Here is a 19,081-nt window from a genome sequence, read left to right as displayed (position 1 = left end):
ATGCAACCAATTAAACTTCGAGAGGTAAGGTGTGGAAAACTGGCAAGCAATCCTCAGCGTAATTACATTTATAAGCGTCATTGTTTTAGTAATGACGGAATGGGTACATCTAACCATTGCGGCATTGTTGGGAGCATTGTTATTAGTTTTTACCAACGTCATGACTTTAGAAGAAGCTGTTGGTTATATCGGCAACAGTCATGGAACACTCGGTTTATTCTTTGGAGTTATGGTCTTAGTGCGGGCTTTTGAGCCTACAAAAATATTTGATTATTTAGCTACTCAAATAGTACTCATAGCTAAAGGACAAGGCAAGCGTCTATTACTTGGCATCGTGGCTATTGTTACACCCATCTGTGCAGTTTTACCAAATGCCACAACAGTAATGCTATTAGCTCCTTTAATTCCACCAATGGCACAGGAAGTTGGGATAAATTTCGTACCCTTGTTGATTTTAATGGTGTTTGTTGCTAATAGTGCCGGACTGCTGACTTTAGTTGGAGATCCAGCTACATTTATTGTTGGTGATGCTGTGAATATCAGCTTTATAGATTATTTGTTTAAATTAAGTTTAGGGGGAGTAATTGCCGTTGCCGTAGTAATTGCAACACTACCATTTTTATTCCGTAAAATTTGGAATACTCAGTTAGATAATCTTGAAGAACTGCCACACCCAAAAATCAATCATCCACGAGCTTTAAGCTTAGGTGCAGTTATTGTATTTTTTGTCTTGCTGTTTTTTGTCATTGGAGAATCTTTACCAGTTCCGATCTCGCCTGCTGCGGTAGCTTTGTTAGGAGCAGCTTTAGCTTTGCTTTTATCTCACCATAGCAAAATTGATTCAGTCAACAACATTTTGCGGGATGTAGACTGGAGTACATTAATCTTTTTTATGAGTATTTTTGTATTAATTGGAGGACTAGAAAAAACAGGTGTAATTAATGGCTTATCAGGGGTATTGGCAGTAATTTTAGGAAAAAATATTGTCCTGGGTTCCCTAGTTTTATTATTTTTTGTGGGAATATTATCAAGCGTAGTGCCCAATATTCCTTTAGTGGTGGGGATGGTGCCCTTACTCAAACAATATATTGTTACTGTCGGATTAGCACCCGCAGAAGTTTTAGCACAAGACTTTCAAGGACAGTTTCCGCCAGAAGTATTACCACTATTTTATGCAATGATGTTTGGTGCAACTTTGGGAGGTAATGGCACACTAGTAGGAGCATCATCTAACATTGTAGCCGCCGGGATTTCTGAGCAGCATGGACGCCGTATATCATTTAAAACTTTTCTACACTACGGTATCCCAGTGATGGTATTGCAACTTGTAGCTTCGGCTTTGTACGTGTTAGTTCGCTTTTTGCTCTAGATAGGAAAGGGTCAAAGTAATTCAGTAATTCATATTATTGATAATTACGCTCTCTACAACACGTTGCGCGTAGCTTGCTTCCCCACAGGGGTACGCAGACTCGCTACGGTTGCGCGAACGTAATTCGTACAAATGCGTTCGCGGACTTCCTAACGCTACGCTATCAGTGTTAGCTTCTGGATTTATCACTCATAGCGTAACGCTAGCCAGTCCGCAAAGGCCGTGCAAACAACCAAATCAAAGATTATGTAACGGCTTGTACTCCTAATTAAAGATAAAATGCTCAAGAGATAAATCCCCGACTTTTAGTGAGAAGCCGGGTTTATGGCTAGAGTATTTATTTATACTCGCTTACTTATCAATCCTGAGCTATTGCTAATATCCAATTAGGTGTAGTACGTCCCTTAAGACGCTATAACCAGCTAAATCCCAAAGTAAATAGGCTAGAAAACCAATTGCTGCCAAGCGACCATTCCAAAGTTCGGCTTGAGGTGTCCAACCAAATAGAAATGCATTACGATCTATGCCGTTGTAAGCTTTAGCAACAGTTGGTAAATCAGTGGAGGGGCGAGTTTCTTGAGTTGCCATTTTTTTCTCCAAAATCTAGTAGCTTTTTAGGTGATAATTTCTAGTAGCTAATCAGATGTAAAACATCGCGCAGGACGCTATAACCGGCTAAATCCCAAAGCAAATAGGCAAGAAAGCCAATTGCTGCCAAGCGACCATTCCAAATTTCGGCTTGAGGTGTCCAACCAAAAAGAAAAGCATTGCGATCTATGCCGTTGTATTCTGGTGCAACAGGTGGTAAATCAGTAGAAGAACGAGTTTCTTGAGTTGCCATTTTTCCTCCAAACTTAGTAGCTTAGTAGCTTTTTAGATGTTTAGTTTCTAGTAGCCAATTAGGTGTAAAACGTTACGCAGGATACTATAGCCTGCTAATTATTAAACCAAATAGGCTAGAAAGCCGATTGCTGCAAAACTTACATTCAAAATCTCGGCTTTGGGAGTCCAAACAAATAGAAATCCTTTGCGATCTTTGCCATTTTATTCTGTTACAAACCGGGGCAAATCTCTGCAATATCGATTTGCTATTTGTTTTGTTCTCAACAATTTGTTTGTTAACTTTAATGTACCTGTTTATAACTAGACTTCTTTCTGCCTGTAGGCACAAACCACAGGCACTTCTTATGGACGATTAATAGAAACATATTGTTGTAGACAAATCCACCTTGGGAGGGTGAGCAAAAAATGATATGTAAAAAAATGTAAAGGTTTCGTGATAAACTGTAATTTAAACAGAATCAATCGCTATAAATAAGCAATTAAAAATTAAAAACTACCCATACATAATTAATAGTAGGTGGCAATTTGATTAAGATTTCCACCGAGAGATAATAAAAGTTATATCTTCCGCTGGATACACTTTTCAATCTTTGGAGAGATGCTTTAGACAGCTAAATTCCAGGATTCTGAGCTAAAGAGTTAGGTAATGCCATAGGTACAAACATAAATACTAAGAGTTGCTTCTCAAGAAATTCTTAATTCCCCAAATTTAAACTTAAGTAGAAGGAAATACAATGTTCCAAAGTACGGAAATCATGCTGGGACTCTACAAACCACTATTGTGGGTGGCACAGATTCCAGTAGATCCCTCAAATGTCACGCCAGCACAGGCATCGGTTCTCACTTCCGGGCCGCGCTTTTTCGTGGCTTTAATCTCCGGCGTGATCCTAGCCTTTGCTTTCCAATTAGTTCTAACTAATCTCTCCCTTGCAGCCGGTATTTCCTACCTGGGGCACTCATCTGACTCGGATTCAGATACTGGGGAAGCCGGAAGTTTGGGCGGTAACATTCGCAAAATTGGCACCGCAGTGGGGATTTGGACATTAGTCACTGTGACGATCGCTTTATTAATCGCTTCTTTTCTCGCGGTTAAATTAAGCCTTGTAATCTTAGACCCAGCATTGGGGGCGATTCTCGGTTTGGTGATTTGGGGCGCTTACTTTTTGCTCCTTGTCTGGGTAAGTTCCACCACCGTGGGTTCCTTAATTGGCTCAGTCGTCAATACGGCAACTTCCGGTTTTCAAGCGATTATGGGGACAGCGACCGCCGCACTGGGCGCAAAGGCTGTGAATAGCCAAGTGGTAGCGACAGCTGAAGCCGCCGCCGCCGCTGTCCGCCGGGAATTAGGCAGCGCCATCGACCCTGTGAGTATCCGAGAGAACATAGAGGATTACTTAGACAAGCTACGTCCTCCAGAACTAGATGTGTCAAAGATTCGGAGTGATTTTGAAAATTTACTCAACGATCCGCAACTAAAAGCGATCGCAGGGACTCCAGATATCCGCAACATCGACCGCCAAAAGTTTATCGAGTTAGTCAGCAGTCGCACCGACCTTTCTAAAAAAGACGTTAACCGGATTGCTGATACGTTGTACAAAGTTTGGCAACAGGTAGTGAGCCAGCAACCACCCACCCAAGACCGCATGGGTGAGTTAATGGATTATCTGAAATCACTTCCACCAGGACAAAGCAAGACAGATGAACTCAACGCCAAACTGGATCGATTAGTAGCAGAAATGCGTGGCTCTAAAGAAGCTGACCAAAAGGCAGCCGTTGGGCCCATTCAAAGTACACTCCAGCAAGGACTATCTGCCTTAACCGGCATTGTGTTGGGACGCACAGATTTGTCTGATTTGGATGTGGAAAAAATCTTGCGTAGCCTCACCACCGCCAAAGAAAAAGTCACCCAACAAGCAGATAAGCTAGGTTTGCCAACACCATCAGAACCCTATAGCCCAATTCGGGCTGATGTCGAAAACTACCTGCACAACACTTATGCTTGGCAACTGAGTCAGGAAAAAATCGCCCAGGAATTTCGTGATGTCATTTACGACCCAGCAGCTGATCCTGGAATCGTCCGCAGGGAATTAGAACGACTATCTCGCAACGATTTCGTCAATATCTTGCAACAACGGGGACTGCTTACCCAAGTCCAAATTCAGCGCATTGCAGATCAGCTAGAAGCTGTCCGCAAAGAAGTGCTAGTGACAGTTACAGGTATCGAAGAAAGAGAGATAGTCCAAGACTTACAACGCGCAGTCGAAAGTTATCTGCTCGTTACCCCGAAAGCAGATTTGACTCCCGTTGGTATTGAGCAGAATTTCAAACCACTGTTGCAAGACTCAGAGGCAGATTATGAAACCCTGACATTGCGACTAGCCCACCTGGAACGTCAGGAAATTCGGGAGATATTGCTGGAACGGAATGATATTCAGCTATATGAAGTAGACAGCATTCTGGACGAGTTGGAAAAACAACGCGATCGCGTCTTGGTAGAATCCAAAGGGCTGGCTGAACAGGCACAATATCAAGCAGAAACCCTGTGGCTGAATGTAGAATCATATCTGCGTAATACAGGGAAATCAGAACTAAATCCTGATGCCATCCGCGCAGAGTTCAAAAGGTTACTGGAAGATCCCCAAGCTGGAATTAGCTCAATTCGGGCGCGGTTGTCTCGCTTTGACCGCGATACCTTGGTGCAATTGTTGAGTCAACGCCAAGATTTGAGTGAAGATCAAGTTAATCAAATCATCAATGCTGCCGAGGAGTCTTGGCATAATATTCGCCACACACCCCAAGCTGTTGTGGATAAAGCCAAAGAGCAATACGACTCTGTTACTACTACGATCGCAGATTACCTACGGAATACTGGTAAACAAGAACTCAATCCAGAAGGAATTGGGCGAGATTTGACCAGATTGTTTGAAAATCCCAAAGAGGGAGCCGTAGCACTGCGCCGTCGGTTGTCGCAGATAGACCGCGATACACTGGTGAAATTGCTCAGTCAACGCAAAGACTTGAGTGAAGAACAAGTCAATGAAATCATTGATTCCACCCAAACTTCGATTCGTAATTTTGTCCGTGCGCCTCGTCGCCTAGCTACCCGGACACAGCAAAGAGCAGAAACATTCAAAGCTTATCTAGAAGAGTATCTGCGCCAAACCGGGAAGGAAGAACTTAATCCTGAAGGTATCAAACGCGACTTGCAACTACTGTTACACGATCCACGAGTTGGAGTAGAAACTTTTAGCGATCGCCTTTCCCATTTTGACCGTTCTACCATCATCGCCCTGCTGAAAATTCGGGAAGATATTTCCGATGAAGAAGCAGCGCGGATTGCCGATAATATTGTGTCCGTAAGGGATCAATTTGTAGAACAAGTGCGGAATATCCAACGAGGCATTCAAGATGCGATTGACGGGGTTTTTGCCCGCATTCGTAACTATCTCAACTCCTTGGATCGCCCGGAACTTAACTATGATAATATCAAGCGCGATGTTCGCACATTTTTTGACGATCCCCAGGCAGGGTTTGATGCTCTGCGCGATCGCCTGTCTTCTTTTGACCGTGATACCCTAGTGGCAATTATGAGTTCTCGTGAGGACATCTCTGAGGAAGATGCCAACCGGATTATTGACCAAATTGAACGGGCACGCAACACAGTATTGCAACGTGCAGAACGCATACAGCATGAAGCCCAACGCCGCCTAGAACAGGTGAAGCATCAAGCACAGCGGCAAGCGGAAGAAACCCGCAAAGCCGCAGCTTCAGCATCTTGGTGGCTGTTTGCCACAGCAACCGTATCTGCGATTTTCTCTGCATTAGGAGGAGTGATTGCTGTAGCTACGCAGTAGGTTAACAACTTTTCTCCGCTAACTTTTAAGCCTCCCTGTATGGGAGGCTTTTTTGTAGATACTTGAATTCGTAATTGCATGGAATACAGGTCACTCGTAGGGGCACAGCATTGCTGTGCCCTCATAAGTTCATTACAACAATTGTTGCAATGAATTAAACGTTTCTTATACATGGAAGAGTATTTGTTGCAAAGCATTAAACATTTGCTGCAATTGATTATACATTTGCAAGAAATACTTAAGCCTTTCTTATATATGGAAGAGCATTTGTTGCAAAGTATTAAGCCTTTGCTGCAACTGATTATACATTTGCAAGAAATACTTAAGCCTTTCTTATATATGAAAGAGCATTTGTTGCAAGCGTTTAAATTTTGCTGACTTTTCACGGGATCTGGAAAACCTCTCTCTAAATCTCTCTCCTAAAAGGAGAGAGACTTTGAATTTTCCCCCTTCCCGCATCGGGAAGAGGGGGTTAGATTTTTCGTGCGCTTTTCCACATAACGTGAAAAATCAGTTAAATTTTGACAAATAAAATAGAGTTCATTACGGCTTTAACCTAACGCATCGTGCTATCTAATGATGCGTTAGACGCTCATTCCCAACTCTGCTACAGCTTACTACAATCTGGGGAATGCGCTGAGTGACCAAAAGAAACTGGATGAGGCGATCGCCCAATATCGTAAAGCCATCGAACTCGACCCCAAATATGCTAATGCTTACAACGGTCTGGGCAATGCGCTGCGTGACCAGAAGAAACTAGATGAGGCGATCGCCGCTAACCTTTAAGCCTCCCGTTATAGGAGGCTTTTCTATGTTTTGCAGACTTACACGCCATTGTCCTTAAACCATGCCAAAAGACGTTTCCAACCGTCCTTAGCTTCTTTCTCGCGGTAGGAGGGGCGATAATCGGCAAAAAAAGCGTGGGGTGCATCGGGATAAACGATGATTTCAGATTTGCTGCTGCTTTTCTTTAAGCGATCGCGCATCTGCTCTACTGTATCAAGCGGAATACCTGTATCCTTACCACCATAGAGTCCGAGAACGGGGACTGTCAGTTTTGATGCAATATCGACGGGATACTGGGGTTGAAGTTCGGTAGCATCGCCTACGAGTCGCCCGTACCACGCCACACCTGCCTTCACCTTAGGATTGTGCGCCGCATATAGCCACGTTATGCGACCGCCCCAGCAGAAGCCTGTAACAGCCAATTTATCGGCATTACCCTTAGCTGATTTCACAGCCCAGTTTACCGTAGCATCAAGATCGGATAACACTTGGGCATCTGGTACTTTGGCGACAATTGGGCGAATTTCGTCTATACTGCTTAACTTAGTGACATCGCCTTGACGAATGAATAGTTCTGGTGCGATCGCCAAATACCCCAATTGAGCAAAGCGACGAGTGACATCCTGAATATGCTCATGTACACCAAATATTTCCTGGAGTACCAGAACAATTGGGAAATTTTCACCAGTTGCAGGTACTGCTCTATAGGCAGGAATTTCCCCATCTTTGACCGGAATTTTCACTGCACCAGCTACTAAACCCTTAGCCTCGGTGCTGATGACTTGGGCAGAAATGGGTTGCACAGCCAAGGCAAAACCTGTCGCCAAAGTGGCAGTTGCGATAAATTTTCGGCGTGTTATTTCTTTCATCATCTCTACTTTGAATTGGCGAAAACTTTTATTTATTCTTTGTTATACGTACAGTACTACGACAACAAATACTACAATTTATGAATTAGTTTACCGTAATATTAGCTTTGTTTGCCATCCAAGCGTTCTTTCTATGTGGCTGTTGTCAGGGAAAAGTCAGACGTATTGGCAAAGAAAAACCACAGGACGAAACAATTTTCTGTGCTAAGTTATTTTATAGTATGGTCAAATGCGTGGTAGGCTAGGTGTAGAAATTCCACAGCCGAAAAAAAGTGCTTCTATCTCAACCCAAGCAAGCATTTTACCCCACTAATGCCCAATTTTAATTTAGATGGAACAATTATTACGAAGCAAGCTTTTACAGTCATTGACCGTAATTCCTTTGAGTTATTAAAAAGCCTCTAGTGTGGAAATAAACTAAAGAATAGCTCGTGCTTAATGTCTAAAAAAAATACTCTTTTTTCCAAATTTATTCTTCCATCTGGTGAATAACTAAAGGCAGATAAAGTATAGTTTAATATTAAGTTCACTAGCAATAAGGGATACAAAGCAAAATTACCAAGATTTTCATAATATTGTACGAAATCGTACTGACTGGGGGCAACTAAGTATTTTAGTCTTTAAATAATACTTAAATATAGGCAATCCCGAACATCTAAGAAATTTGGGAGCAAATTCATGGATGGCAATATCCCTTAACTACTCGTTACTGACTAAAGCTCAGTAACAAATGGTTGGTGGGATAAAACCCATTAGGAATTGCTTAACAATCTCTTTCTATTCAGGGATTGAAACTTGAATGTCACTTGAATTGATCATGAATGTAGATATGTTTGCCCAGCAGTTACAGTCAGTGCAAGGGCGTTTGGTTAACTTGTACCAAGATGCGAACACCGGAGTACAGCCAGAAGCCGATTTGCTGCTAGCAGCCTTGAAAGAACTTGATGCTGCTTCAAAAACACTAGAGATAGCTACAGAGAAGTTGTTCGAGCAAACTGAAAAATTGGGAAATGTACAAGCACGGCTTAGAGAGGAATACAAGCGCTACCAAGACCTGTTCGAGTTCATACCAAATGCTTACTTGGTGAGTGACACACAAGGAAAAATTCTGTCAGCTAATTGTGCCACTGCCACACTGTTCAATCTTCAGCAGCGATTTTTGGTAAACAAACCGTTAGTCTGTTTCATTGCAGTAGAAGAACGTCAAGCGTTTCGTTGCCAACTAAACCAGATGCACGAGTGTGAGTGTGACTATGTGCAAGAGTGGTTATCACGCATACAGCCCCGTGACTGTGAGCCTTTTGAGGCTGCTATGACTGTAGCTCCTATCCGCGACGTTAAAGGCAAGTTAACAGGCTTGCGCTGGATAGTGCGCGACATCCATCACGTGTGGCAACAGCCTCTATTAGCGCTAGAAGGGTCAAAAGGGCTTTATGCGTTATCTCTCTAGCTTAAACTTTAGCAGGCGATCATATTCCTCTTTGATTACCCCATAACACTCACAGGAAGCCTCTTCTAGCCCCTGCCGATCAATGGTTTGGATCTTCTTTCGGCCGCATTGGATGAGACCTTTCTTTTCCAGATATTGGACGGTTTCGGTAATGCCAGAACGGCGCACGCCCAGCATGTGGGAGAGGAACTCATGTGATAGGAACAGTTCATCCGTGTAGAGACGGTCACTGGACTCAAGCAACCAACGGGCCATGCGTTTTTCTAGAGTATGAAGGCGGTTGCAGGCAACATTCTGTGAGATTTGCGCGATATAAGCCTGTGTGTATTTAAGCATCACATCCCGCAGCGGCTTATTGGTGTCAAACTCGTAAAGCAGCAGATGTGCCTTCATTCTCACCGCATTGCCAGGAACTTGAACGATGTACTGGGTCTGGGTCGTCTCCCGACCGCCCATGAAGGCGTTGATTCCCACCATCTCGCGGCTTCCGACCACTCCGGCTTCAACCGTGTTGCCGTCCATCATCGTGATGGTGACTGAGATTAGGCAGGTGAGAGGGAAGTAAACTTCTTCGATGGTTTCGCCGGGTCGGTTGAGTATCTTGCCCGATGAAAGGTCTACCTGCTCCATCTTGTTTTCTATCCGTTTGTACACCTCGCGGGGCAAGGCGGTAAGGAGAAGATTTTCAGTAGCCATATTTTTCTTACAGCTTTTTTCTTACTATTGTTAAGCATCAATCGGCGCATTTAGTGATTAGGTGTGTCAAAGCATCAATCAGGCGATCGCTTTCCATTGGTACAATGTCTTCTCCATGCATCACATTTTGAGTAATATGAAAATGCACCAATGCTCCTAAAAGAATTCTCGCTGTTGCCTCTGGGTCAGGTATCTTTAATTCTGGAGCCGCCAAGTAGTGAGTGAGAGTTTCCGCTACTGGCTTAATCATCACCCGAACACAAATTTGAGCTAACTCAGGAAAACGCCCAGATTCCCCGATTAGGACTCGCATAAATGCACTATGTTCTTTGTCGTTAATCATGTGCTCTAATGCTTTGGTTGCTATTTGGCGCAGTATGGCGGCTGGTTCTCCCTCAATAGGTTCTGTGCCAAAAATGGAGCTGTTCTTTTTGCTTGTCAGTTGCTCTAACAGTACTTTAAAAAGTCCTTCTTTATCTTGAAAGTGGCTATAGACTGTCGCTTTAGAAACACCTGCTGCTACCGCTACGCGATCCATGCTGGTACCAGCATAACCATTTTGGAGGAACTCTTGCATTGCCCCTTGCAGAATTTGCTCCACTTTATCAACAGAATTATCTCGATCCACTTGGTCAGTTTTGATGCGTACCATTTATTAATCATCCTTTCTTATAAACAATATTAATAGATGCTGCAAAATGCCCCAGTACACAATGGCGAAAATAAATATACCCTGCAATAAAGCCCAAAAGCCTCTATTATCAGCTTTCCTCTCTTCTACTTTCTTGTCGTAGACAATTAATCCTAATAAGGAATAGCATTCCGCTGCATAATGCAAAGCAAATTGATTGACAAGTTTTGTTGTATCAACTTGACTAAACTAGTCAGTTTAGTTTAGCATAAATTGAACTGTACAGTTTAGTACAAGTTGCTACTGGTGGTAAGGGGAAAATAGTATGGAGCAAAACAGGAATTCAGAGGGTCTAAGGTCTTCTCAGAATCTTGTGCGATCGCCTGTTCTACTTGCAATAATTACATCTCTAGCAATAGGCGGAATCAGCGTTTATGCTGTGATGAGGCTTCAGGCTACAGCTAATGAGAAACAAAAAACACCAGTAGCAATTCAGCCTGTGGTCAAAACAGTAACAGCATTAGGGCGGTTGGAACCAGAGGGAGAGGTAATAAAACTGTCAGCGCCTTCTTCTGGTGAAGGAAATCGGGTAGAGCAATTATTAGTGAAAGAAGGCGATCCCATCAAAGCTGGGCAGGTAATTGCGATTATGGACAACCGCGATCGCCTACAAGCTAGTTTGGGTGAAGCACAAAAACAAGTTCAAGTTGCCAAATCCCGCCTTAATCAGGTAAAAGCTGGAGCCAAACAGGGAGAACTTGGAGCACGCCAAGCTAACGTGAATCGTCTGCAAGTGGAACTACAAGGAAACATTAAAACTCAGCAAGCCACAATTGATCGTATAGAAGCAGAACTCCTTGGACAACAACGGAGCTTGCAAGCAACAGTGGCTCGCGTCGCAGCCGAGAGACGTAATGCCCAAGCTGAGGTGCAGCGCTACGAGACTTTATATAAAGCAGGAGCGATTTCTAGCCAGGAAGTTGATAGCAGACGTTTAAGCGCAGAAACATCTACTCAAGCGTTAATTGAAAGCCAAGCTACTCAGACAAGAACTGTGGCTACCCTACAACAGCAACTTAACGAAGCAAAAGCTAACCAGGATCAAACCCTCGCCAGCTTGCAACAGCAGATTAATGAAGCAAAAGCTAACCTGAATCAAACTGCTGAAGTTCGTCCCACAGATATAGCAAATGCCCAAGCAGAGATAGAGAGTGCTCAAGCTACCGTGGAGAAAATTAAAGCAGAACTGGCGCAGGCATACGTTTTGGCTCCTAAACCCGGTCGGATTTTGGAGATTAATACACGAGCCGGAGAAACTGTTGGCGATGAAGGAATTGTGGCTTTAGGTCAAACCGACCAGATGTATGCAGTAGTAGAAGTCTATCAAAGTGATATCAAGAAAGTACGTCCGGGACAGGAGGTGCGGGTAAGCAGTGATTCCCTACGCAATGAATTAGAGGGAAGAGTGGATAGGATTGGTATGCAAGTAAAGCGGCAAAATCTGATCAACACTGATCCCTCTAGCAATATTGATGCCAGAGTAGTGGAAGTCCATGTGCAACTGGATAAACTATCTAGCCAAAATGCTTCTAGCTTAACTAATTTGCAAGTCAAGGCGGTAATTGAACTGTGATTGGATTTATACAGCAACTGCGGCGACGAACACCTTTAGGATGGTTGCAACTGAGTCATGAAAAGGGTCGTCTTTTGGTGGCATTGTCAGGCATTGCCTTTGCCGATGTTCTGATGTTCATGCAGCTAGGATTTCAAACTGCTTTGTTTGAAAGTAACACAATCCTGCATCGCAGTATGCAGGCTGATATGTTTGTCATCAGCCCTCAAGCACGTAACTTAGCAAATATGTCTAACTTTACGCGGCGGCGGCTGTATCAAGCAATGGATATACCAGGTGTAAAGTCAGCAGAAGGAATGTATATCAACATTGTTGATTGGAAAAATCCCCAAACACAACAGAAGACGACAATATTAGTTATGGGGTTTAATCCCGATCAGCAAGTATTTAACTTAGCGGATGTGAATCGCCAGATAGATGCTATTAAGTTACCAGATACCGTTCTCTTCGATCGCGCCTCCAGAGGAGATTACAACCAAGCGATCGCCAACATTGAACAAGGTAAAACTGTCACAACCGAAATAGAACGGCGGACAATTACCATTAGCGGCTTATTTTCAGTCGGGGCTTCCTTCATAGCAGATGGTACTTTAATCACCAGCGACCAGAACTTTCTGCGACTATTTCCCAGACAAGAAGCCAGCGGTGTCAGTCTCGGCTTGGTGCAGCTGCAACCAGGTTATGATCCAAAACAGATGAAAGCAGCTTTAGAATCTCATTTAGATGATGATGTCCAAGTTTTAACCCAAGCAGAATTTATCGAATTTGAAATAAATTACTGGAAAACAAATACTGCTATCGGATTTATCTTCAGCTTGGGTGTAGCAATGGGGTTTATGGTAGGCGTGATTATCGTCTATCAAGTTCTTTCTACAGATGTAAATTCCCACATGAAAGAATACGCCACTTTTAAAGCAATGGGATATAACAATCTCTACTTATTAGGTGTGGTGTTTGAAGAGGCGATAATTTTGGCAATTTTGGGCTTTATCCCAGGAGCGATCGCACCTTTAGGACTTTATCATTTAACTCGTAATGCTACCAATTTACCACTTTACATGACCGTAGCACGAGCCTTGACGGTATTAACACTGACTATGATTATGTGCATAATTTCTGGTGCGATCGCCACCCGTAAATTACAGTCTGCTGACCCCGCAGATATGTTTTAGTAAATGGGCATTGGGCATGGGGATAATTACCCAATCCAAAATCTGAAATTTAAAATCTAAAGTTGCTATGCCTCCTGTCATCTCTGTTAAAAATCTCGACCACTACTTCGGTCATGGTCAACTTCGCAAGCAAGTTCTCTTTGATATCAACCTGGATATTAACGCCGGCGAAATTATTATTATGACTGGGCCTTCTGGTTCTGGTAAAACTACACTTCTCACCTTAGTAGGCGGCTTGCGTTCTGCTCAATCCGGCAGTTTGCAGGTTTTGGAACAAGAACTTTGTGGCGCTAACGCAGCCCGACTTACCCAGGCGCGACGCAGTAATGGTTATATTTTCCAGGCGCACAATCTGCATGGTAGCCTGAGTGCGCTGCAAAACGTCAGAATGGGCTTGGAATTGCACAAAAATATTTCGCAACCAGAAATGAAAACCCGGTCAGCCCAAATGTTAGAGGAGGTAGGATTAGGAGAGCGCCTCAATTATTATCCTGATGATTTATCTGGGGGACAAAAACAAAGAGTTGCGATCGCTCGTGCTCTGGTGGGTCGTCCTAAAATTGTCTTAGCGGATGAACCCACCGCCGCCCTTGACAGTAAATCGGGACGAGATGTGGTCAACCTGATGCAAAAACTAGCTAAAGAACAGGATTGTACCATTCTCTTAGTGACTCATGACAACCGCATTCTAGATATTGCCGATCGCATCGTCTACATGGAAGATGGCAAGTTAGTAAATGACCGTGCTGTTGTTGCAGCCAGTTAACCTAGTAGTCTGTCAAGAACTAATTGACGGATAAATTTCCTGTAGAGACGGCGATTTATCGCGTCTTTCTAACCGCTACACGACTCCCCATTCCTAATTCCCCATTCCCCTTACCTCTTTTGCTCAAAAAATCGTCTCTGTGATTTCACTAATGCCAATCAACCGACTCATTTGCTAGAGATTTGAAAGGTTTACTCTTATATAAGCAATGCTTGCCAGAGTCTGGAGTGCATCAATTATCGGCATCGATGCCGTCAAAGTCGGCGTGGAAGTCGATGTTTCAGGGGGATTACCGGGAATTGTTGTCTTGGGACTGCCAGATTCAGCGATTCAAGAATCACGAGAAAGAGTCAAAGCAACGCTGAAAAATGCAGGTTTTGCTTTTCCTATGCGGAAAATTGTGATCAATTTAACTCCGGCAGATTTACGGAAAGAAGGCCCCTGTTTCGATTTGCCTATTAGTGTGGGAATTTTGGCAGCTTCTGAGCAAGTTAGCGCTGATTTGTTGGGGGATTATCTATTTTTGGGCGAAGTCTCTTTAGATGGCAGTTTGCGTCCGGTGGCTGGTGTTTTGCCGATCGCAGCAGCAGCCCAAAAAATGGGAATTGCAGGTTTAGTTCTCCCTGCTGATAATGCCCAAGAAGCCGCAGTGGTTCAAGGCTTGGCTGTTTACGGCTGCAAACATCTGTCTGATGTGGTGGATTTTTTAAATAATCCGGGACGTTACAAACCTGTGCAAATGGATAGCACAACGGAAATAGCAACACTATCTTACCCTGGCGCAGATTTGCATGAGGTGAAAGGACAAGCTCATGCGCGGCGGGCTTTAGAAATTGCGGCGGCTGGTGGGCATAATTTAATTTTTGTCGGGCCGCCTGGTAGTGGGAAAACCATGTTAGCACGGCGCTTACCAGGAATTTTACCGCCCCTGAGTTTTGCCGAATCTTTAGAAGTGACTCGCATCCATTCGGTGGCTGGTTTATTGAAAAATCGCGGTTCGTTGGTACGCGATCGCCCTTTTCGCAGTCCCCACCACTCAGCATCCGGGCCTTCTCTTGTGGGCGGTGGTAGCTTTCCTCGTCCTGGGGAAATTTCGTTATCTCATAGAGGCGTGCTGTTCCTTGACGAATTAACAGAGTTTAAACGTGATGTGCTGGAATTCCTACGCCAGCCTTTGGAAGATGGTTATGTGACGATTTCCCGCACCAAACTATCAGTAATGTTTCCCGCGCAGTTTACTTTGGTGGCGAGTACCAATCCCTGTCCTTGCGGTTACTATGGCGATACCATCCAACAATGTACTTGCTCTCCCCGTCAACGCGAACAATATTGGGCAAAACTTTCTGGGCCGTTGATGGATCGAATTGATTTACAAGTTGCGGTGAATCGCTTGAAACCAGAGGAGATTACCCAACAACCTACTGGAGAAACATCAATATCTGTACGAGAAAGAGTGCAACAAGCAAGCGATCGCGCAATTACCCGCTTCCAAGGAGAACCAAGTCTGCGTTGCAATGCTCACATGCAAAGTCGTCATCTTCAAAAATGGTGCAAGCTAGATGATGCTAGCCGCAGTTTATTAGAAGTAGCAATTAGAAAATTAGGTTTATCGGCAAGAGCAAGCGATCGCATTCTCAAAGTAGCACGAACTATTGCAGATTTAGCTGGAGAAGAAGAGCTACAAACCAATTATGTGGCGGAAGCGATTCAGTATCGCACAATTGATAGAATGCAGTAAACTATGAAATTCCTCCTCAAGGATGCTTAAAAAAGTCCCTTGGGAGGATGTCGCTACTCAGTAAATCAGTATCCAATATATCAGGAAGGAAACGATATCCTCTTAGAAGGAGACTGATTGGATGAATGTGCAGGCGATTTGGAAGTTGTTACAAGAGACATTCAAAGAATGGAGTGAGGATAAAGCCTCACGGTTAGCGGCGGCGCTAGCTTATTACACGATTTTTTCCATTGCACCGTTGTTAATTATTGTAATTGCGATCGCAGGAGCAGTATTTGGAGAAGAGGCGGCAAGAGGGCAAATCGTTGGACAAATTCAAGGTTTAGTGGGCCCAGATGGTGCAGAATTTATCCAAACAGCCATTCAGAATGCCAACAAACCACAAACAGGAGCGATCGCTTCCATTATTAGTATTGTAGTTTTGTTATTGGGTGCTACTGGTTTATTTACCGAGTTGCAAGATTCCCTCAACACGATTTGGGAAGTGAAACCAAAGCCCGGACGCAGCGTAACGAACATGATTCGCCTACGCGTTTTGTCCTTTGCAATGGTGATAGGTATTGGCTTTTTACTTTTAGTTTCTCTGGTAATTAGTACCGCATTAACAGCATTAGTAACATACTTTAGTAACTTGCTGCCAGGTGTCGATTTCCTCTGGCAGATTATCAATTTCATCCTCTCTTTTACCATCACTACATTCCTATTCGGACTCATTTTTAAAGTTCTACCAGATGTCAAAATTGGTTGGAGCGATGTTTTAATTGGAGCTATGCTCACCTCCTTTTTGTTTTCTATCGGTAGATTTTTGTTAGGACAATATTTAGGTAATGGCAGTTTTGGTTCAGCCTATGGTGCAGCTGGTTCACTGGTGGTAATCTTAGCTTGGGTTAACTATGCCGCGCAGATTCTTTTCTTCGGTGCGGAATTTACCCAAGTTTATGCCAGAAGGTACGGTAGCGGCATAACCCCATCGAAACATGCCATACCTTTATCTGATAATACAGAATATAATGGCAAGGCTCCAACAAGACAAGCATCGACTAATAAAAAGCCCCCTTCTAATTTTATTAATCGCTTGTTCCAGTCTTTCAAGAAGCCAAAGCGTTTAAAACAGAGAAGAAAAAATCAGCGATTTTAATTCCTGATTGTTAGAATTTAGGTTTGTAAATCTGATAGATGTTGAAATATTTAACCTCTAATAAAAGTTAGTCTTATGAAATAAGACCACAGATAAATAACCTGATACTGGATTTTTTCCAGAAGTCTATTGAGAAAGGAAGAAAATCAGTGCTAATGGAAAAATGGTTTTTTATCGATTGGCAGGCAATCTTTATTCCTAGCATCAGCATCTTTGAGTTAATTATCCGTGGTTCGCTAGTCTATTTAGCGCTGTTCTCAGTGCTACGTTTTCTTCCTAGCCGACAACTAGGAACACTAGGAATCACTGATTTACTCGTAGTTGTGCTATTTGCTGAAGCTGCCCAAAACGCTATGGCGAGTAATTATACATCTATTACTGAAGGCGCTATTCTGGTAGGAACTGTGATTTTTTGGAGCTATTTACTGAACTGGTTAGGTTACAAAATACCCCAGTTCCAACGTTTTATGAATCAGCCGCCACTGCTACTAGTAAAAAATGGTCGGATGATTCAGCGTCATTTGCAACGAGAGTTAATTACAGACGATGAGTTGATGAGCAAGTTACGTCAGCAAGGTGTGGAATTTTTAGCAGATGTGAAGTTTGCATACATGGAGGCTGACGGCAGGATTAGTATCATCACCTTCGACTCCAAAACGAGTTCCGTCCTGAGCAAAAAGCAGGACTAAAAAGCGATCGACATTAATTAAACTGTAAAATATGACGGTTGTATTCTGTGCCGAACTGTGATTGAGCGTTATACTTTGCCCGAAATGGCTAATCTGTGGAGTGAAGCCTATAAACTAAAAACTTGGCTGCAAGTCGAAATTGCTGTTTGCGAAGCTCAAGCTGAACTGGGTTACATTCCATCTCAGGCGGTTGAGGAAATTAAAGCCAAGGCAGATTTTGATCCAAAGCGGGTGTTGGAAATTGAGGCTGTAGTCCGCCACGATGTCATCGCTTTCTTGACAAATGTCAATGAATATGTCGGTGATGCAGGACGCTACATTCACCTGGGTTTAACTAGTTCGGATGTTTTGGATACAGCTTTAGCCCTGCAATTGGTTGCCAGTCTGGATATATTGTTGCAACGTTTGGAAGGCTTGATTGAGGTAATTCGCCAAAAAGCACGGGAACATCGCCATACAGTGATGGCTGGCCGATCACATGGTATTCACGCTGAACCGATTACTTTTGGTTTCAAGCTAGCTGGCTGGTTAGCTGAAGTGTTGCGACATCAAGAACGCCTGAGAATTCTCCGCCAAACGATCGCTGTGGGTAAGATTTCTGGCGCGGTGGGAACCTATGCTAACGTTGAACCGCGTGTAGAAGCGATCGCTTGCCAAAAACTCGGACTCAAACCCGATACGGCCTCAACACAAGTTATTTCCCGCGATCGCCACGCCGACTATGTGCAACAATTAGCTTTGGTAGCAGCATCCATCGAACGTTTTGCTGTAGAAATTCGCAATCTACAAAAAACAGACGTTCTGGAAGTCGAAGAATTCTTCTCCAAAGGTCAAAAAGGCTCCTCAGCCATGCCACACAAGCGCAATCCCATTCGTTCGGAACGGCTGACGGGAATGGCGCGACTGGTCAGAAGCCATGCAGGTGCAGCTTTGGAAAACGTTGCTCTCTGGCATGAGAGGGATATTTCTCATAGTTCTGTAGAACGGGTGATTTTGCCAGATGCTTGTACTTTGACGCACTTTATGTTGTCAGAAATAACCGACTTGGTGAAAAACCTGTTGGTTTATCCAGAAAACATGGAACGAAATCTCAACTGCTACGGCGGCGTTGTATTCAGCCAAAAAGTCCTACTTGCCTTGATAGACAAGGGAAGCAGCCGAGAGGAAGCTTATGCGATCGTTCAAGAAAGCGCTCACGCCGCTTGGAACAAGCCGGAAGGTAATTTCCAGGACTTAATTAGCAAAGATCCTCGTGTTACCGAAAAGTTGTCCCCAGCAGAACTAAAGGTCTGTTTCGACCCCCAGCAGCATCTAACGCATTTAGAAGAGGTTTATCAACGGTTGGGAATTTAGGATTAATTTGCTTGTAGTGAGCGTATAAACGCTCACTACAAACTTATTATTCAATAAATACACAAATATTGTTAAAAAACGTGAGTTCGGCAAA

The 19,081-nt window shown here is 43.6% G+C and carries 16 protein-coding genes; 11 read left to right on the top strand and 5 right to left on the bottom strand.

Annotation, left to right across the window (positions count from 1 at the left end):
- Positions 1-31 precede the first annotated feature (31 nt).
- On the top strand, positions 32-1,369 hold the full coding sequence (locus tag H6G92_RS02830; protein WP_190890520.1) for an ArsB/NhaD family transporter: 1,338 nt from the start codon (positions 32-34) through the stop codon (positions 1,367-1,369).
- A 375-nt stretch (positions 1,370-1,744) separates the two neighbouring features.
- On the opposite strand, the gene H6G92_RS02825 is transcribed toward H6G92_RS02830, so the two are convergent.
- A complete protein-coding gene (locus H6G92_RS02825) occupies positions 1,745-1,957 on the bottom strand; it encodes a high light inducible protein (protein ID WP_190890518.1) in 213 nt (70 codons plus the stop codon).
- 40 nt (positions 1,958-1,997) lie between these two features.
- The gene (locus H6G92_RS02820) at positions 1,998-2,210 is read right to left on the bottom strand and encodes a high light inducible protein (protein WP_190890516.1); all 213 of its coding nucleotides are present in this window, start codon (positions 2,208-2,210) and stop codon (positions 1,998-2,000) included.
- A gap of 736 nt (positions 2,211-2,946) precedes the next feature.
- Between H6G92_RS02820 and H6G92_RS02815 the strand changes: the two genes are divergently transcribed.
- Together H6G92_RS02815 and H6G92_RS02810 are read left to right on the top strand one after the other, a co-directional pair.
- Positions 2,947-6,066 carry an MFS transporter gene (locus H6G92_RS02815; protein ID WP_190890514.1) on the top strand — a complete coding sequence of 1,040 codons (3,120 nt, stop codon included), beginning with the start codon at positions 2,947-2,949 and terminating at the stop codon, positions 6,064-6,066.
- 594 nt (positions 6,067-6,660) lie between these two features.
- On the top strand, positions 6,661-6,852 hold the full coding sequence (locus H6G92_RS02810; protein ID WP_190890772.1) for a tetratricopeptide repeat protein: 192 nt from the start codon (positions 6,661-6,663) through the stop codon (positions 6,850-6,852).
- Between the two features lie 38 nt (positions 6,853-6,890).
- Here the strand turns inward: H6G92_RS02810 and H6G92_RS02805 are convergent, their stop codons facing one another.
- Entirely contained in the window at positions 6,891-7,721 is an 831-nt protein-coding gene (locus tag H6G92_RS02805) for a dienelactone hydrolase family protein (protein ID WP_190890770.1), read from the bottom strand.
- A 799-nt stretch (positions 7,722-8,520) separates the two neighbouring features.
- On the opposite strand from H6G92_RS02805, the gene H6G92_RS02800 reads away from it, so the two are divergent.
- Complete coding sequence (locus tag H6G92_RS02800) at positions 8,521-9,171, top strand: PAS domain-containing protein (RefSeq protein ID WP_190890512.1); 651 nt, start codon at positions 8,521-8,523, stop codon at positions 9,169-9,171.
- Here the strand turns inward: H6G92_RS02800 and H6G92_RS02795 are convergent.
- Both H6G92_RS02795 and H6G92_RS02790 read right to left on the bottom strand, forming a co-directional pair.
- Positions 9,160-9,867: a Crp/Fnr family transcriptional regulator gene (locus H6G92_RS02795; RefSeq protein WP_190890510.1), complete on the bottom strand. Its 708-nt coding sequence runs from the start codon at positions 9,865-9,867 to the stop codon at positions 9,160-9,162. The genes H6G92_RS02800 and H6G92_RS02795 overlap by 12 nt on opposite strands.
- A 37-nt stretch (positions 9,868-9,904) precedes the next feature.
- Complete coding sequence (locus H6G92_RS02790) at positions 9,905-10,519, bottom strand: TetR/AcrR family transcriptional regulator (protein WP_190890508.1); 615 nt, start codon at positions 10,517-10,519, stop codon at positions 9,905-9,907.
- A 304-nt stretch (positions 10,520-10,823) separates the two neighbouring features.
- Between H6G92_RS02790 and H6G92_RS02785 the strand changes: the two genes are divergently transcribed.
- The 7 genes from H6G92_RS02785 to purB all read left to right on the top strand — a co-directional run bounded on the left by H6G92_RS02785 (position 10,824) and on the right by purB (position 18,987).
- Complete coding sequence (locus H6G92_RS02785; RefSeq protein WP_190890507.1) at positions 10,824-12,131, top strand: ABC exporter membrane fusion protein; 1,308 nt, start codon at positions 10,824-10,826, stop codon at positions 12,129-12,131.
- Positions 12,128-13,303, top strand: coding sequence for an ABC transporter permease DevC (gene devC / locus H6G92_RS02780; protein WP_190890505.1), 1,176 nt, complete (start codon positions 12,128-12,130; stop codon positions 13,301-13,303). The genes H6G92_RS02785 and devC overlap by 4 nt, the downstream gene beginning before the upstream one ends.
- A 67-nt stretch (positions 13,304-13,370) precedes the next feature.
- The gene (locus H6G92_RS02775; protein ID WP_190890503.1) at positions 13,371-14,069 is read left to right on the top strand and encodes a DevA family ABC transporter ATP-binding protein; all 699 of its coding nucleotides are present in this window, start codon (positions 13,371-13,373) and stop codon (positions 14,067-14,069) included.
- Positions 14,070-14,277: 208 nt separating this feature from the next.
- A complete protein-coding gene (locus H6G92_RS02770) occupies positions 14,278-15,807 on the top strand; it encodes a YifB family Mg chelatase-like AAA ATPase (protein ID WP_190890501.1) in 1,530 nt (509 codons plus the stop codon).
- Between the two features lie 121 nt (positions 15,808-15,928).
- Positions 15,929-16,945, top strand: a complete 1,017-nt coding sequence (locus tag H6G92_RS02765; RefSeq protein WP_190890499.1) for a YihY/virulence factor BrkB family protein — start codon at positions 15,929-15,931, stop codon at positions 16,943-16,945.
- A gap of 155 nt (positions 16,946-17,100) precedes the next feature.
- The gene (locus H6G92_RS02760; RefSeq protein WP_190890497.1) at positions 17,101-17,634 is read left to right on the top strand and encodes a DUF421 domain-containing protein; all 534 of its coding nucleotides are present in this window, start codon (positions 17,101-17,103) and stop codon (positions 17,632-17,634) included.
- Positions 17,635-17,691: 57 nt separating this feature from the next.
- Complete coding sequence (gene purB / locus H6G92_RS02755) at positions 17,692-18,987, top strand: adenylosuccinate lyase (protein WP_190890495.1); 1,296 nt, start codon at positions 17,692-17,694, stop codon at positions 18,985-18,987.
- The last annotated feature ends 94 nt before the right edge of the window (positions 18,988-19,081 follow it).

This window comes from Nostoc foliaceum FACHB-393 (assembly GCF_014698505.1).
GTDB lineage: Bacteria > Cyanobacteriota > Cyanobacteriia > Cyanobacteriales > Nostocaceae > Nostoc > Nostoc foliaceum_A.
This window is presented reverse-complemented; position numbering and strand designations above follow the sequence as displayed.

Coding starts and splice junctions, on each gene's coding strand:
- H6G92_RS02785 (WP_190890507.1), top strand. CDS start 10,824: ATGGAGCAAAACAGGAATTCAGAGGGTCTAAGGTCTTCTCAGAATCTT.
- H6G92_RS02820 (WP_190890516.1), bottom strand. CDS start 2,210: ATGGCAACTCAAGAAACTCGTTCTTCTACTGATTTACCACCTGTTGCA.
- H6G92_RS02825 (WP_190890518.1), bottom strand. CDS start 1,957: ATGGCAACTCAAGAAACTCGCCCCTCCACTGATTTACCAACTGTTGCT.
- H6G92_RS02805 (WP_190890770.1), bottom strand. CDS start 7,721: ATGAAAGAAATAACACGCCGAAAATTTATCGCAACTGCCACTTTGGCG.
- H6G92_RS02800 (WP_190890512.1), top strand. CDS start 8,521: ATGTCACTTGAATTGATCATGAATGTAGATATGTTTGCCCAGCAGTTA.
- H6G92_RS02765 (WP_190890499.1), top strand. CDS start 15,929: ATGAATGTGCAGGCGATTTGGAAGTTGTTACAAGAGACATTCAAAGAA.
- H6G92_RS02795 (WP_190890510.1), bottom strand. CDS start 9,867: ATGGCTACTGAAAATCTTCTCCTTACCGCCTTGCCCCGCGAGGTGTAC.
- H6G92_RS02790 (WP_190890508.1), bottom strand. CDS start 10,519: ATGGTACGCATCAAAACTGACCAAGTGGATCGAGATAATTCTGTTGAT.
- H6G92_RS02770 (WP_190890501.1), top strand. CDS start 14,278: ATGCTTGCCAGAGTCTGGAGTGCATCAATTATCGGCATCGATGCCGTC.
- H6G92_RS02775 (WP_190890503.1), top strand. CDS start 13,371: ATGCCTCCTGTCATCTCTGTTAAAAATCTCGACCACTACTTCGGTCAT.
- H6G92_RS02815 (WP_190890514.1), top strand. CDS start 2,947: ATGTTCCAAAGTACGGAAATCATGCTGGGACTCTACAAACCACTATTG.
- H6G92_RS02760 (WP_190890497.1), top strand. CDS start 17,101: ATGGAAAAATGGTTTTTTATCGATTGGCAGGCAATCTTTATTCCTAGC.